Genomic DNA, 13685 nt, shown 5'->3' with positions numbered 1-13685 from the left:
CTTTAGGACGGGAACGACATCGTGCAGATGGTGGATTGTTCTTGGACGGTCTTTTCGATGGCGTCCGCCGGCTGTACGTCCTTGAGGTCGAAGATGTCCAGCGGATCACCGGGAGTCCCGGCGGCGCGCACATCGCCGAACCACATCGGCCACATCAGCTGATGGTCCTCGTTGCGATAGTAGCCGTCGGTCGCGCACAGCGCGTTGAAGTGCGTACCGGCGATCGCCTTGGCGATCTTCACCGCGTCGGTCGAGTTGGCTGTCTGGATCGCCGTTGCCATGCGATTGGCCGTGATGTAGCCGAATGCGCTGCGCGCGGTCGGCGGTTCTTTGTGCTGCGCCATGTACTTCCTGACGAACTCGTGCGCGTAGTTGTTTTTGCCGAGCACGAGAGCGCTTTTGTAGTACCATTCGAAGCCGAAGCTGCCGACGCGCGCTTCTTGGGGCAGCGGCCAGAACGTCTCAAGTTCGGCTTGCGGGCCCGCGATCGGGATGCGCTTGGACAATCCCATCGAGTTGGCTTGCTTGAGCGCGTTGGTCAAGTCGTCGCCCTGCACCATCAGCAAGAGGCACGACGGCGCTGCGCTCTGCACTTTCGTCAGATACGCGCTGAAGTCGGCGGTGCCCAATGGCGTGAGATCCGTGCCGACGATGGTGACGCCGAGTTTTTTCTCGAGATCTCTGTACCCGTCCAGCAACGCGTGGCCATACGCATAGTCGGGCGCGATGAAATACCACTTCTTGCCGTAGAGCTTGCTGATCGAGAAGCCCGTGGCGTGGGTCTCCATCCACGTGCTGTGGCACGTGCGGTAGGTGGTCCAGTGACAGCTCTTGCCGGTGACCGCATCCGTGTGGCCGCCTGCGTCGATGAACGGGATGCCGAGTTCGAAGGCGACGTTGCTCACCGCCACCGACACCGCGCTGTTGACGGTGCCCATGAGCGCAACGACTTTGTCTTCGCGGATGAGCTTGCGCGCTTTTTCGACCGAAATGCCCGGATTGTTGGCGTTGTCTTCGACGACAAGCTCGAGCTGCCGTCCGAGGACGCCGCCCTTTTTATTCCACTCGTCTAGCGCCATCTGATAGCCGCGAATTTGGTTGCGCGCGGGGGTCGCGTAAACGCCGGTGATTTCTTCGTCCACGCCGATCTTGAGGGTGTCGGCGCCGGCGGCCCGTTGGGGGATGAATGCCGGCGCTCCGGCGGAAAGAGCCACGCCTGCGGCGCCGACTAGTTTGAGAAAAGAATCTCGATTAAGTCGCGACTTGGACATGCTGCCCTCCTTAAAAGGTAATCCCCCCGGTTCGCGCGCTTATGACCGTTTCCCGCCAGGCTTCCCCGGAGGGGTTCGGACGGGGCGAGGGGGCGCTTGCGTCGGACGGGGAAGCGTCAGCCATGATCGGCAACCTCATCGGCGCGCGTTGGGTTCGGCCGGAGCGAGAGACGCTGCCTGTCTACGACCCCGCGACCGGCGAGACGATCGAACGCGTGCCGCTTTCCACCGCGGACGACGTGGCGCTGGCCGTGGAAGCCGCTGCTAAGGCGTGGTCCGCTTGGTCGCGCGCGGCCGTCACTGAACGCGTGCGGCTGATGTTCCGCTTCAAGGCTCTCTTGGAATCCGATTTCGAAGGCTTGAGCGCCATCGTGACGCGCCATCACGGCAAGACGCTCGATGAAGCGCGCGGCGAGGTGCGGCGCGGCATCGAAGTCGTCGATTTCGCGTGCGGCGCGCCGACCTTGCTGCAAGGACGCACGCTGCGCAACGTCACGGCCGACGTGGAGCAAAGCCTCTATCGCTTCCCGGTGGGCGTCGTCGCGGGCATCACGCCGTTCAATTTCCCGGTGATGATCCCGTTGTGGATGTTCCCGCTCGCGGTCGTGTGCGGCAATACGTTCATTTTGAAACCGTCCGAGCGGACGCCGCTGGGCGCGGTGCGGCTCGCAGAACTTTTCTTGGAAGCCGGCTTCCCGGAGGGCGTGCTCAACGTGGTGCATGGCGCGCGCGACACGGTCGATGCTTTGCTCGCGCATCCGGGCATCGCCGCGATATCGTTCGTGGGCTCGGAGCCCGCAGCGCGCCACGTGTATATGGAAGCAGCGCGCTCCGGTAAGCGTGTCCAGGCGGCCGGCGGTGCGAAAAATCATATGGTCGTCATGCCGGATGCGGATCTTGACATCGCCGTGCCGGCCGTTTTGAATTCTGCTTTTGGCAACGCCGGCGAGCGCTGTCTTGCGGGCAGTCTCGCGATAGGGGTCGGCTCGGCCCACGACACGCTGGTCGCGGCCGTGAAATCGGAAGCCGCAAAGCTCGTCGTGGGACCGGGTGATCGCCCGGGCGTCACCTTGGGACCGCTCATTCGCGACGAGCACCGCCGCAAAGTCGCCGACTTGATCGCGCGCGGCGTGGCTGAGGGCGCGACTTTGGTGGCCGACGGTCGTGGTTATTTGGATCAGCCGGGCTTTTTCCTCGGGCCCACTGTGCTCGACGGTGTGCGCGCGGAAATGTCGGTCGGCCGAGAAGAGATCTTCGGGCCCGTGCTGTCCGTCTCGGCCGTCGACAGTTTGGATGCCGCGATCGCCCAGACGAACTCGATGCCGTACGGCAACATGGCGGTGATCTTCACGCGCAGCGGTAAAGCTGCGTTCGAATTTCGCGAGCGCGTCGACGCAGGCATGATCGGCATCAATGTCGGCGTGGCTCAGCCCTTCGCGTTCTTCCCGTTCTCCGGATGGAAGGGATCGTTTTACGGCGATCTGCACCTGCACGGCACCGACGGCGTTGATTTCTACACGCGCAAGAAGATGCTGATCTCGCGCTGGTAGCCTGATGAGCCCGAGCCGGCCATTTGATCCGCAAGCCGCTGCTGGGTACGGCGACCTTATCCAGGCCGCTTATAGCATGTTCCGTTCGGACAACGACGACCTCACGCCGGCACCCCAGCTGCCGCCGGGCTGGGACCTGGTAGCGTGGATACAGATGTCGGACTTCCTTGTGATCGAGCTGCCGCCGCGTTTTTATGGATTCATCGCTCAAGCTCAAAAAGATGCAAGCGTGAACGTGCTTGCGATTCGAGGCACCCAAGGCTGGATTGAGTGGATTGACGACTTCTCGATCTTCAAGGTGCCCTTCACGCCAGCCCCCGACGGAGGGTTGGTAGCGCACGGTTTCGACAGGATCTACAAGACGTTGAAAGTGCGCCGTGCTGCGAAGGCCGGCGAGGCACCGACTCTGCCGCCGCCGGCCCACCCAAATTTGCGTGCATCGAACGAGACGGTCGAGCTTAAGGGCTCCTTTGCGGATCAGGTGGAAGACGCCATGCGCGATCGGCCACGCGGTGTGTCTGCTGCTGAACCCTCGATCGCCGTGACGGGTCACAGCCTTGGCGCCGCGCTGGGCACGTTGTACGTGATCGAACACGCGCGCAAAGCCAAACCCGGCAAACTGCAGCTTTGCACCTTTGCCTCGCCGCGCGTCGGCGACGCCGACTTCGTTTCGGAATTCAACGAACTCGATCTGACATCGTGGCGGATCGTCAACGCCCCGGATTGGGTTCCGAACCTGCCGCCCGATTTTCTGCGCTACAGGCACGTCGACGCCGTGCAGCCCTTCGACTCGCGAAGGCTCGCGCATTGGTCGGTGAAATGTTTTCACGCGATGGAGACATATCTCGCGCTCGTCGATCCAGCGGGTCACCAACTGCATCCTGAGTGCGCGTTGGGGCCCGAGCACGCGCAAATCCTCGCCGCACAATGACCGGCGGGCCGCTGGCCCGGGCGATCGCCCAACTTAGACACAACGGCCTAGACGAGGCTGCGACACGCGTGAATATATCTCGTGGCTTCTCTTGTGAAGCCTCTTGTCAAGTGTCACTTGACAGTATATAATCGGGATTGTGAATGCGCCGCTTCAGGGACACGGCGACGCGCGACCTTTGGGAAGGCATCTCCAGCAAAGCCGCCCGGCGCGCGGTCTCGCCGATCCACCAGGCCAAATCGAGGGTGCGCCTCGATTTCGTCTGCCAAGCCGCCAGTCTAGCATCCTTCACCGCGCTGCCCTCGGGCGCCGATTTCAAGGAATTGCGGGGTGCGTTGCGAGGGACTTATCAGCTACGCATTGCCGGCCCGTACCGCATTCGCTTCATCTGGCAGGAACACCAAGCTTGCGAGATTCACGCCGGTCATTTTCATGATGAGGACTAACAAAATGAGAAGAGTCGAGACTCCAAGGCATCGACGCCCAAGCATCCCCGGCGCGGTGCTCCGCGACATGTTCTTGGGCGACAACGGTCTCGACGTAACGCAGGGCGAGCTTGCGGGTCGGCTTGGCATCAGTCGGCAGAACTTCAACGCCATCCTTAACGGGAAGCGCGCCGTCACTCCGCTCATGGCACTGCGGCTGGAACGCGTGCTGGGCGTCGACGCGCAGACTTGGATGAATCTGCAGCTTGCGGTCGATATGTACGACGTCCAATACGGCCCCGAGGCCAAGCAGATCGCGCGGCTCAAACCACTCCGCGCAGCCTGAGGCGGGGTAGACTCCGAGCTTCGCTCGGAACGCCAGGTTGCGACCATCTCGGGCTGTTCGACCGACGTGGTGATGAACGATAGGAGATCGGCGTTGACCTACCGTCTCGGAGAAGGCTTTGATGCAGTCGAGCGCGCCCTTGAAGCCGGCCTGCATCCCTTGGAGCCAGAACGAGTCCCGAAGGCCCTGCGAGACCTTGGAATTCGGCCTCTTAGGCTAATTTTCATTGTGGGAAACGATTATAGCACGGATGATCAGGCGACGAACTCCGAGCTTCGCTCGGAACGCTACATGCGAGCTCGCTGAGCTCGCTCGGAACACTACATTATTCGGTTCGCGGGTATGTATTCGATCGTGCATGCGGCGACGCGCTGCTCGAGAAAGCGCCGCTCCGTGGGATTGCGCGCGAGCGCGAGCGCTGCTTTGAGGTGCTCGCGCGCTTTTTCGCGCCGGCCGCTTCTGAGTTCCAGCTCGCCGAGGGCCGCAGAATAGAATGGATAGGCGGCGAGACGCTCGCGGTTTGCGATGGCGCGTATCTCTTCAAGCCCGCGCTCGGGACCTTCTGCTTGGCCGACCGCGATGGCGCGGTTGAGCGCGACGACCGGAGACGGACGGATCGTCATCAAGGTGTCGTACAGCGACACGATGCGTTCCCAGTTGGTATCCTCGGCGCGCCGCGCGCTCGCGTGAACCCATGCGATCGCGGCCTCGACATGATATTCGCTCAACTCGGAGCCGACGGCCGAGTCATCGAGCAGCGCTTGCCCTTTGGCTAAGAGCTGCGCATCCCAGCGCGATCGGTCCTGGTCGAAGAGCGGGGTCAGGTTGCCCATCGCGTCGAGGCGCGCCGGCAAGCGCGCTGCGTGGAGGCACATGAGCGCGGCGAGCGCGCGCGTCGCCGGCGTCGACGTCAGCGGATTTTCCAGGAGTAGGTCGGTGAGCCGCATGGCTTCTCTACAGAGCTCGGCGCGCACCGCCGACTCCGGGCTTGCGCCGTGATAACCTTCGTTGAAAAGCAGATAGAGCGCGCGCTGCACGGCCGAAAGGCGCGCTCCGAAGTCGCGGTCGGCGAGATCGAATAGCCGCTTCGAACTTGCGAGCACTTTTTTCGCCCGCGTGATGCGCTTCTCGACCGCGGCGTGGCCGCTGAGGAATGCGCCGGCGACCTCATCGACGCTGAAGCCGCACAACAGGTTGAGCACAAGCGCGATTTGGGCGGGCTCCGGCAATCGAGGATGGCAGCATGAGAACATCATGCGCAGCTGATCGTCTTTGATCGAGTGGGCTGCGAAGAATTCCGCGACGGTGGGGACGAGGGTCCATTCGCTCTCGAGCAGGCGCCCGAGTTCCGGCGCAAAAGTGCGCGCGGTGCGTTCGCGCCTGAGGACGTCGATCGCGCGGTTCTTGGCAGTGGCCATGAGCCACGCGGACGGGTTTTCCGGTATGCCGCGCAGTCTCCAGACCTCGAGCGCCCGACAGAAGGCGTCTTGCACGACGTCTTCTGCCAGCGCGAGGTTGTGGATTCCGAAGATGCGCGTAAGCGCGGCGACCATGCGCCCCGCTTCGCGCCGGAAGAGATGTTCGTCTGGTTCCACTACATCTGCATGACTGGACGGACTTCCACAAGGCCGCCGGAATCGAAGATCGGGCAGCCCTTGGAGAGTTCGGCGGCGTGTGTGAGATCCTTGGCCTCGACAAGCGTGTAGCCGCCGACGACGTCCTTCGACTCCGCGTAGGGGCCGTCCGTGATCGTCTTCTGTTTGCCGGCGACGACCTTGCCGGTGGAGTCAAGCGGCTGACCCTGATCCTTGATGTGGCCTTTCGCGCCGAGCTCCTTGAGCCAGGCGACCCACTTCTGCATCTCCTTCTCGCCTTGCTCCGGTGAGCTGGGCCGCTGTCCGCCGCGGTACAGGTATAGAAATTCGCTCATGTTGCTTCTCCTTGGGATAGGTGGTGGTTGAACCGTTTTAGGCAGTTCTAAATCCTCGACGTTTGAGGGTCTCGTCGGCGGACATTTTTCTTTCGGGGGTAGAGCAATAATTGCATGCACGGACCTAAAGGGCCGTGGCTACGTTTAGGCGCGGTCCGTGGCTACGTAGGTGATTTGTGGGCGGTTGCGTCGCCCTCGATCGACTTGAAACCGACGGTCTTATGCGAGCCGTCGCAGAACGGCTTGTCCTTGGAGTGACCGCAGCGGCACAATAAGATCGCGCCGCTCTTGTCAGCCTCGCCCGTCTTGGAAATCCCATGACCACTCGGCCATGCCAGACCGATGACGCCGGTGATCATGTTCGGGCCATTTGGGGTCGGTACGATCTTAACGTCTGCCATTGTGATTCTCCTGATGAGTGCTATAGGGACTTGAGGTATTCGACGAGGTCGCTCTTCTCATGCGCCGTCAGGCGAAGTTTGAAGAACGTGTTGTAGTGATCGACGACCGCGCCGAGGTCTGCGAATCTTCCGTCGTGATAGAAGCCGCCCTTCTCCCGCGCGAACAGGCCGCGCAGTGGCGTGGTCCGATAGCCGTGGGTGGGAGCACGATTGGCTTGAAAGTCGTCGATACCGATTTCCGCCGGCGTATGCAGATTGTAGCCAGGTTCGGTGTAGAGCGGCGGTGCATGGCACGTCTCGCATCGCGCCATGGCGAAGACTTGGCGTCCGCGGGCAGCCGCCGCCGCGTCGTACGAGCCCGCGGGCGGCAGTGGAGCGGGGATGGCAAGCTGATAGAAATGCAGGGCGGCGAGTTGCGATGTGATAAGGTCGGGCTTTTGTCGCACGTCGAATTCGTGGTTCTTGACCGCTACCGGAAATTGCGCGGCGTTCTTCAGTCTAGGGTCGACGAACGTGCCTTTGCCATGCATTTCCAGGTTCGCCACGAATGCGTTCCACTCGGTCGTCGATCCCCAACCCTCGTACGTGCCTAAGTTGACGCCCGCGAGTCCGAAGGCGGCGGGGATGAGGACCGCTGCTGTTTTACCGTCGGGCCTGAACGCTTTGCCGTCCACGAAAACTTCGGCGTCGAACCTGCCGGGGCCCCAACTGTGCAGTACTTTCAGCAGCGTCGGCTTGTCGACGCCCAAGAGCTTTGTCACGCTGGAGAGATCCGGGGCGAGCGCGACGATGGCGCCGACGTTCAGATCGCGGTTGGGCCATCCATCAAGCCGGTGTCCGATGCCGGGCGCAAACGCGTTGTCGACCGTCGAGTGGCACAGTGCGCACGTGATGCCGATGGAACGCAGGCCTTTGTGGCTGACCGCGGCGGCTTGCGGGCTTGCGTTCGGGTCGCTCGCATCGTCGTAGAAAAAACCTTTGACTCCCACCACGGCGTCCAGTTTCAGGAGGGCCAATGTCGTCGCCGGAGAGCCGAGGTCGACTTTGCCCGCTTTGACCTGCTCGACGAGCGGCGCGGGGAGGCGATCCATGTCGACTTTGAGACCGACGGAGAGTGCGGTTTTCGGATCGACCCCTCGGCCAACGCCGCCGAGTGCGGCGCCTTCAATGGCCTCGTGAAGTTTTAGGGCATCGCCCCAAAACGATTCGTCTCCAAAGGTGGAGTAGCGGAAGGTCTGCCGCCCCTGCCCGACCATCGCGGTGGCGTTCTGATCGATTATCTGTTCTTGTGGCAACGCGGCGTTATCTTCAGCGCGTGCGATCGGCGTCGGCTGAGATTGCAACGTGACCGCCAGCGCGATCAGTGCGGCGACTATCCCGACCGCCGCGAGTGAAACGATTCGCCTGCTCATCCTGCCCTCCAGAAAAAGCTAGCCTGAATGCGCCCTGTTGCCCTTGTTTGAATTATGCCTATTATTGTGTTATTTATACTATTATTTGGGTATTTTGTAAACAGGGTTTTAACCGTCAGACCTAATCAAGGAGCGCCCCCTGCGCCGTCTAACATTGCGAACGCATGCACGATAGACGCCGGCTTGCGTTGGATGCGTTGCGTATCCGAGGCGGGCTTACGGTCAATGAGTTGGCCCGTCAGCTCCGGCTCACTCGGACGGCTTCTGCACACCAGCTAGCACGGCTGCTCGCCGATGGGCTTGCCACGCAGATCGGCCTGCGACCCGGGAAACGACGGCCCAGCGTCATCTACGGTCTCACGCCGCAAGCCGACCGCGCGTTCCATCAGGAGTACGAGACTTTGGCGGTCGACGTGCTCGATGAGTTGGCCCGCGCCGGCAAGGCGCAGCTCGATCGAGTTTTGCGCGGGGTCGGCGACCGCTGGATCGCTCGGGATAAATCGGCTGTCCAGCTCCTGCGTGGGCCCGCCCGCTTGGAGAGGGCCACGAAGATCCTGGCGGCGCGCGGCTTCATGCCCTCGCTCGAGCAAACCGGCAGGTCGTACGTGCTGCGCAATCATCATTGTCCGATTGCGCGGGTTTGCACCGCGCATCATGAAGCCCCGGACATGGTCAAGCGCTGGATCCAAGCATTGGTCGGCACACCGCTGCGACGCACTGGTTGCATTTGTCTGGGCGATCAGACCTGCGAATACAGCCTTGCTTCGAAGGCGAAGGTCTCTGCCCGGCAATCGGCCGGCATCTGATAGCCGTTCAGCGAGGTCGAGCGGCAACGAAGATCGTGTAGTTGCCTGTGGGGTCCTCGGGGCCGGCCATTTGGGTGACCGGTCGGAAGCCGGCGGCTTGCAGACCACGAAGCCAGTCGGTCGCACTGAACAGGCCGCATATGTGAGTGTCGAGCTCGACTCGTGACGGTTTCCCAAGCTCGTGCAGCAGATACGCGAACTCGGATGTATAGGTCGAGTCAGACTGATCAGGGTCTGTGGTCCATTCGAGATAGCGGATGCCCCGATCGGCGCCGTCGTGACCTCCGTGATCCGTCGTCGCGGTGAACGTTTCGCGGATGTGGTCGGGTGCGAAGATGGCTGCGCCGCCGGGCCGGCTGTGGATGAACGCGGTGGCGAATGCTTTGTGCAAGTCGTCCAGGGTGGTGAGGTAGCATACGGCGTCGTGCACAAGGACGGCGTCGAAGGTTTGGCCGAGACGGATCGTTCGCATGTCGCCCTGGATATGTTCGCATTCGGGATTGAGGCGCGCGCTGAGGGCGAGCATCGCCGGGGAGAGATCCGTGAGCGTGGCCTTGACGTGCCGCTTGTAGTGCGATGCGTTGTTCCCGCCGCCCGCGCCTAGCTCGAGCAGCGTGCGCGGCTCCTGCCCGATCGCGGCGGCGAAGTGTTTGATGTAGAAATCAGCCTCCGTCGCGTAGTCTTCAGGCGCCGTGAGCAAGTGAAACCAATCGGCGAATTCGGTGTACAGGCGGGGTTGCTCTGGGTTCATTTCTAACGCAGGGTTTCCTCAACGCGGCTTACATGCACGCAGCTTCGCCACCTTGCCCCCTTTACGCTCGGCATAGTTCCCGTGATATAATCCAACGTGGAAGGCGTTGTATGTCGACAACTCGCGAGATCACGGTTCCGATCACCAAACCCGCCACGGAGTGGGTCAATGGTCGCGCGCTTCAAAAGGTGAGCCCACAGGAGCGTCATGCGCGGGCTCAACTTAGGCTGGCAGCCGCCGTGGGCGCTTGGGCCGACGCTACCGGTGCTGGGCGCGTCGGGACGGAGTGGGAATTCCGGGTAACGCCTCCACACGAGGCGACACGACCCCTCGTGCCGGACGTCTCGTTTCTTTCCTATGCACGGTTGGGTTACGACCAAGAAGATGCGGCGCAGATCCCATATATGGCACCGGATGCGGCGTTCGAGATCATCTCGCCTGGCGACCGTTCCCACGACATTGAGGAAAAGATACGCGTGTATCTCGCCGCCGGCGCGAAGTTGGTTCTGTACGTCGACCCGGTCGAGCGCACATTTGCCGCGCACGACAGCGAAGGGACGCAGCGCTACACGCGCGACGAGACCTTCACGCATGCGGCGCTCCCTGGATTTTCGGTTCTGGTCGATTCGATCTTCAAATTGCCAAAACCCAAGCCGTAAGGACGTGGGGAAAATAAAGAGCCGACCGCGATCGCTCGCGGCCGGCTCGTTCGATAATCCGGCGCCTACCTACTCTCCCTTAGACCCTGCGGTCTCAGTACCATCGGCGTTAGTGGGCTTAACTGCCGTGTTCGGAATGGGAACGGGTGTTGCCCCACCACTATAAGCACCGGAAACTTTGAGGCGAGCGGCGGGCGCGGACGTCCGCGTGCCACTGCTCCCTGAAAACTGCATAGCGATATGTCGTCGACGAATGATGAGCTTTGTACCAGCTTGCTCGAAGTATGATTTCAGAGCGAGTAACTTTCCGACCTATTAGTACCGGTCAGCTGCACACCTTGCGGTGCTTCTACCTCCGGCCTATCAACCTGGTGGACTACCAGGGGTCTTCACCTTGCGGTTCCAGACCTTATCTTGGAGTCTGCTTCACGCTTAGATGCTTTCAGCGTTTATCAGATCCGGACGTGGCTACCCGGCTCTGCCACTGGCGTGACAACCGGTTCACTAGCGGTCCGTCCAACCCGGTCCTCTCGTACTAGGGTCAGCGCTCCTCAAGTCTGTAACGCCCACAGCGGATAGGGACCGAACTGTCTCACGCATGTTATTTCCACTGTTACCAGTGGCATAGACTATATCTTCATCCTGACTTGTGATCAGGAGTCGGCGTGTTATGGCGGTCGTAAATTTGTCGCGTTTGTGCGACAGTGACCAGCCATCTCGAGCTTGCGCTCTCAGTCGTTACGGGGTCAAGGCGCTGTCGCGCCCGACTTCCCTCGGTATTGCCCTGCCGGCGTTCGGAGCCAGCGTCGGGTTTCACCGATATAGCCGATGTACATCCTCCAATTGCTCGGAGGAGACGCAGTGTATTCTACGTTCTGAACCCAGATCGCGTACCGCTTTAATTGGCGAACAGCCAAACCCTTGGGACCTACTACAGCCCCAGGATGCGACGATCCGACATCGAGGTGCCAAACCTCCCCGTCGATGTGGCAATCTACAATCACTTGTAGCTTAGACTATACCTTCATCTCTTGCGAGATGGTGACGTATTATGGAAGTGATAGATTTGCGTCTTGCGACGCAGCGCTTCCATCTCGAGCTTGCGCTCTCAGTCGTTACGGGGTCAAGGCGCTGTCGCGCCCGACTTCCCTCGGTGTTGCCCCTTGCGGGGGTTCACCGATATGAGTCACTATTACCCATTCGATCGCTCGAATGGCGAGCCCAATCATGAACTCTTGGGGGAGATAAGCCTGTTATCCCCGGGGTAGCTTTTATCCGTTAAGCGATGGCTCTTCCATACAAAACCACCGGATCACTTAGCCCGACTTTCGTCCCTGCTCGACATGTACGTCTCGCAGTTAAGCCAACTTCTGCCTATGCACTCTTACGGTTGATTTCCGACCAACCTGAGTTGACCTTTGGGCGCCTCCGTTACTCTTTGGGAGGCGACCGCCCCAGTCAAACTGCCCGCCTGACCATGTCCACCGGCCGGATAACGGCCGCTTGTTAGATCTCCGAAATTCGCAGAGTGGTATCTCAAGGGTGGCTCCACCGAACCCGAAGATCCGGCTTCGAAGCCTCCCACCTATCCTGCGCAGCAAATTTCAAAAATCAAGATCAGGGTACAGTAAAGCTCCACGGGGTCTTTCCGTCCTGCTGCGGGTAACGGGCATCTTCACCCGTATTGCAACTTCGCCGAGCTCCCCATTGAGACAGTGCCCAAGTCGTTACGCCATTCGTGCAGGTCGGAACTTACCCGACAAGGAATTTCGCTCAGTTTTGTTACGCCGGTGTTCTTTAGAACGCCAGCGGGCTTGGCATTTCTGCAAGCCTCCTCGCATCGCTGCGAGGCTCGGACTATATCATCATCCTGACCGGGGCTAAAGCCCCGGCACTACGTTAGATAACGTAGTGATTTCAGGAGTCCGGCATGTAGTCTCTGAGGGGATCGCGCAAGCGCGATCTTCCCTGCTGATTGTCCGCACCGATCGAGTTGTCACGCGACTCGACGTCGCGTATCGTCGGATTCTCGGATGTTCCAGCATATAGCCAGATTCACGCACGATCTTACGATCGTGGTGGGCAATCGATATCACCTTAGTACCGTTATAGTTACGGCAGCCGTTTACTGGGGCTTCGATTCAAAGCTTTGCCTTGCGGCTAACCTCTCCTCTTAACCTTCCAGCACCGGGCAGGCGTCAGCCCCTATACGTCCGCTTTCGCGTTCGCAGAGACCTGTGTTTTTGTTAAACAGTCGCTCGGGCCTTGCTACTGCGACTCTTTCGCGCCACAACAGTAAATGCGTGTACGCTACTAAAGCACCCCTTTTCCCGAAGTTACGGGGTTAATTTGCCGAGTTCCTTAACAGGGATTCTCTCGTCGCCTTGGCATTCTCTGCCAGTCTACCAGTGTCGGCTTGCGGTACGGGTACCGAAGACCCTTGCTAGACGCTTTTCTTGACAGTTGAGTATCGTCCACTTCGCCGCCTTGCGTTGGCTCGTATTCGCATCTCGGGCTTTGGCTTGCGCCAGACCGCGGATTTACCTGCGATCCACCCTACTTGCTTGAACATCCGTCCGATAGGATGATGGACTAACTTCCTGCGTCACGCCTTCGCTTCACGATCTCTCGCTTAACGACATCCGCGCGCACGAGGCGCGTGGAAATCGTTAAGAAAGAGATCAAACGGGGTCGGTAGTAGCCGGATATTAACGGCTTATCCATCGCCTACGCTTCTCAGCCTCGGCTTAGGTCCCGACTAACCCTGAGATGATAAACAGTGCCCAGGAAACCTTAGACTTACGGCGGTGGGGTTTCTCACCCCACTTTACGCTACTAATTCCGGCATTCGCACTTCTGTTTCGTCCACGCGTCCTCACGGTCGCGCTTCGGCCTACAACAGAACGCTCCCCTACCAAAGAATGGCGGCGAACCGCCATCCAGTCCGTAGCTTCGGTGTATAGCTTGAGCCCCGTTACATTTTCGGCGCAGAACCACTCGACCAGTGAGCTGTTACGCACTCTTTCAAGGATGGCTGCCTCTAAGCCAACCTCCTGGTTGTTTATGCGGTCCTACTTCCTTTACCACTTAGCTATACTTGGGGACCTTAGCTGACGATCTGACCTGTTTGTCTTTCGACAATGGAGCTTATCCCCCACTGTCTGACTCCCGGGATGTTCACCGTGGTATTCGGAGTTTGATGG

12 protein-coding genes and 2 rRNA genes (1 of these 14 running past the window's edge) are annotated in these 13685 nt (G+C 60.4%); 6 read left to right on the top strand and 8 right to left on the bottom strand.

Annotated features, from left to right (window positions below; translation table 11 throughout):
* Positions 1-2: 2 nt before the first annotated feature.
* Positions 3-1271, bottom strand: a complete 1269-nt coding sequence (locus VN934_08760) for an ABC transporter substrate-binding protein (GenBank protein ID HXM18892.1) — start codon at positions 1269-1271, stop codon at positions 3-5.
* A 122-nt stretch (positions 1272-1393) separates the two neighbouring features.
* On the opposite strand from VN934_08760, the gene VN934_08755 reads away from it, so the two are divergent.
* From VN934_08755 to VN934_08740, 4 genes are all read left to right on the top strand, one after another.
* On the top strand, positions 1394-2821 hold the full coding sequence (locus tag VN934_08755; protein HXM18891.1) for a CoA-acylating methylmalonate-semialdehyde dehydrogenase: 1428 nt from the start codon (positions 1394-1396) through the stop codon (positions 2819-2821).
* A gap of 4 nt (positions 2822-2825) precedes the next feature.
* Positions 2826-3752, top strand: a complete 927-nt coding sequence (locus tag VN934_08750) for a lipase family protein (protein HXM18890.1) — start codon at positions 2826-2828, stop codon at positions 3750-3752.
* A 143-nt stretch (positions 3753-3895) separates the two neighbouring features.
* On the top strand, positions 3896-4198 hold the full coding sequence (locus VN934_08745) for a hypothetical protein (protein HXM18889.1): 303 nt from the start codon (positions 3896-3898) through the stop codon (positions 4196-4198).
* Positions 4199-4202: 4 nt separating this feature from the next.
* A complete protein-coding gene (locus VN934_08740; protein HXM18888.1) occupies positions 4203-4523 on the top strand; it encodes a HigA family addiction module antitoxin in 321 nt (106 codons plus the stop codon).
* Between the two features lie 320 nt (positions 4524-4843).
* Here the strand turns inward: VN934_08740 and VN934_08735 are convergent, their stop codons facing one another.
* The 4 genes from VN934_08735 to VN934_08720 all read right to left on the bottom strand — a co-directional run bounded on the left by VN934_08735 (position 4844) and on the right by VN934_08720 (position 8266).
* A complete protein-coding gene (locus VN934_08735; GenBank protein ID HXM18887.1) occupies positions 4844-6118 on the bottom strand; it encodes a DUF6596 domain-containing protein in 1275 nt (424 codons plus the stop codon).
* Positions 6118-6453 carry a YciI family protein gene (locus VN934_08730; protein ID HXM18886.1) on the bottom strand — a complete coding sequence of 112 codons (336 nt, stop codon included), beginning with the start codon at positions 6451-6453 and terminating at the stop codon, positions 6118-6120. The genes VN934_08735 and VN934_08730 overlap by 1 nt, the downstream gene beginning before the upstream one ends.
* Positions 6454-6614: 161 nt before the next feature.
* Positions 6615-6854, bottom strand: coding sequence for a CDGSH iron-sulfur domain-containing protein (locus tag VN934_08725; GenBank protein HXM18885.1), 240 nt, complete (start codon positions 6852-6854; stop codon positions 6615-6617).
* Between the two features lie 20 nt (positions 6855-6874).
* On the bottom strand, positions 6875-8266 hold the full coding sequence (locus VN934_08720; protein ID HXM18884.1) for a hypothetical protein: 1392 nt from the start codon (positions 8264-8266) through the stop codon (positions 6875-6877).
* 164 nt (positions 8267-8430) lie between these two features.
* Here VN934_08720 and VN934_08715 point away from each other — a divergent pair, with 164 nt between their 5' ends.
* Positions 8431-9072 carry a hypothetical protein gene (locus tag VN934_08715; protein HXM18883.1) on the top strand — a complete coding sequence of 214 codons (642 nt, stop codon included), beginning with the start codon at positions 8431-8433 and terminating at the stop codon, positions 9070-9072.
* A gap of 7 nt (positions 9073-9079) precedes the next feature.
* Here the strand turns inward: VN934_08715 and VN934_08710 are convergent, their stop codons facing one another.
* Positions 9080-9823, bottom strand: a complete 744-nt coding sequence (locus VN934_08710; protein HXM18882.1) for a class I SAM-dependent methyltransferase — start codon at positions 9821-9823, stop codon at positions 9080-9082.
* Between the two features lie 110 nt (positions 9824-9933).
* Here VN934_08710 and VN934_08705 point away from each other — a divergent pair, with 110 nt between their 5' ends.
* Positions 9934-10482 carry a Uma2 family endonuclease gene (locus VN934_08705; GenBank protein HXM18881.1) on the top strand — a complete coding sequence of 183 codons (549 nt, stop codon included), beginning with the start codon at positions 9934-9936 and terminating at the stop codon, positions 10480-10482.
* Between the two features lie 56 nt (positions 10483-10538).
* On the opposite strand, the gene rrf is transcribed toward VN934_08705, so the two are convergent.
* Both rrf and VN934_08695 read right to left on the bottom strand, forming a co-directional pair.
* Positions 10539-10656: ribosomal RNA gene (gene rrf, locus VN934_08700) — 5S ribosomal RNA — on the bottom strand.
* A 121-nt stretch (positions 10657-10777) separates the two neighbouring features.
* Positions 10778-13685 (bottom strand): 23S ribosomal RNA (locus VN934_08695); it runs 1004 nt beyond the window's last position.

The organism is Candidatus Tumulicola sp., assembly GCA_035601835.1.
Lineage (GTDB): Bacteria > Vulcanimicrobiota > Vulcanimicrobiia > Eremiobacterales > Eremiobacteraceae > DATNNM01.
This window is presented reverse-complemented; position numbering and strand designations above follow the sequence as displayed.

Coding starts and splice junctions, on each gene's coding strand:
- VN934_08710 (HXM18882.1), bottom strand. CDS start 9,823: ATGAACCCAGAGCAACCCCGCCTGTACACCGAATTCGCCGATTGGTTT.
- VN934_08740 (HXM18888.1), top strand. CDS start 4,203: ATGAGAAGAGTCGAGACTCCAAGGCATCGACGCCCAAGCATCCCCGGC.
- VN934_08745 (HXM18889.1), top strand. CDS start 3,896: ATGCGCCGCTTCAGGGACACGGCGACGCGCGACCTTTGGGAAGGCATC.
- VN934_08755 (HXM18891.1), top strand. CDS start 1,394: ATGATCGGCAACCTCATCGGCGCGCGTTGGGTTCGGCCGGAGCGAGAG.
- VN934_08750 (HXM18890.1), top strand. CDS start 2,826: ATGAGCCCGAGCCGGCCATTTGATCCGCAAGCCGCTGCTGGGTACGGC.
- VN934_08725 (HXM18885.1), bottom strand. CDS start 6,854: ATGGCAGACGTTAAGATCGTACCGACCCCAAATGGCCCGAACATGATC.
- VN934_08705 (HXM18881.1), top strand. CDS start 9,934: ATGTCGACAACTCGCGAGATCACGGTTCCGATCACCAAACCCGCCACG.
- VN934_08730 (HXM18886.1), bottom strand. CDS start 6,453: ATGAGCGAATTTCTATACCTGTACCGCGGCGGACAGCGGCCCAGCTCA.
- VN934_08715 (HXM18883.1), top strand. CDS start 8,431: ATGCACGATAGACGCCGGCTTGCGTTGGATGCGTTGCGTATCCGAGGC.
- VN934_08720 (HXM18884.1), bottom strand. CDS start 8,266: ATGAGCAGGCGAATCGTTTCACTCGCGGCGGTCGGGATAGTCGCCGCA.
- VN934_08760 (HXM18892.1), bottom strand. CDS start 1,271: ATGTCCAAGTCGCGACTTAATCGAGATTCTTTTCTCAAACTAGTCGGC.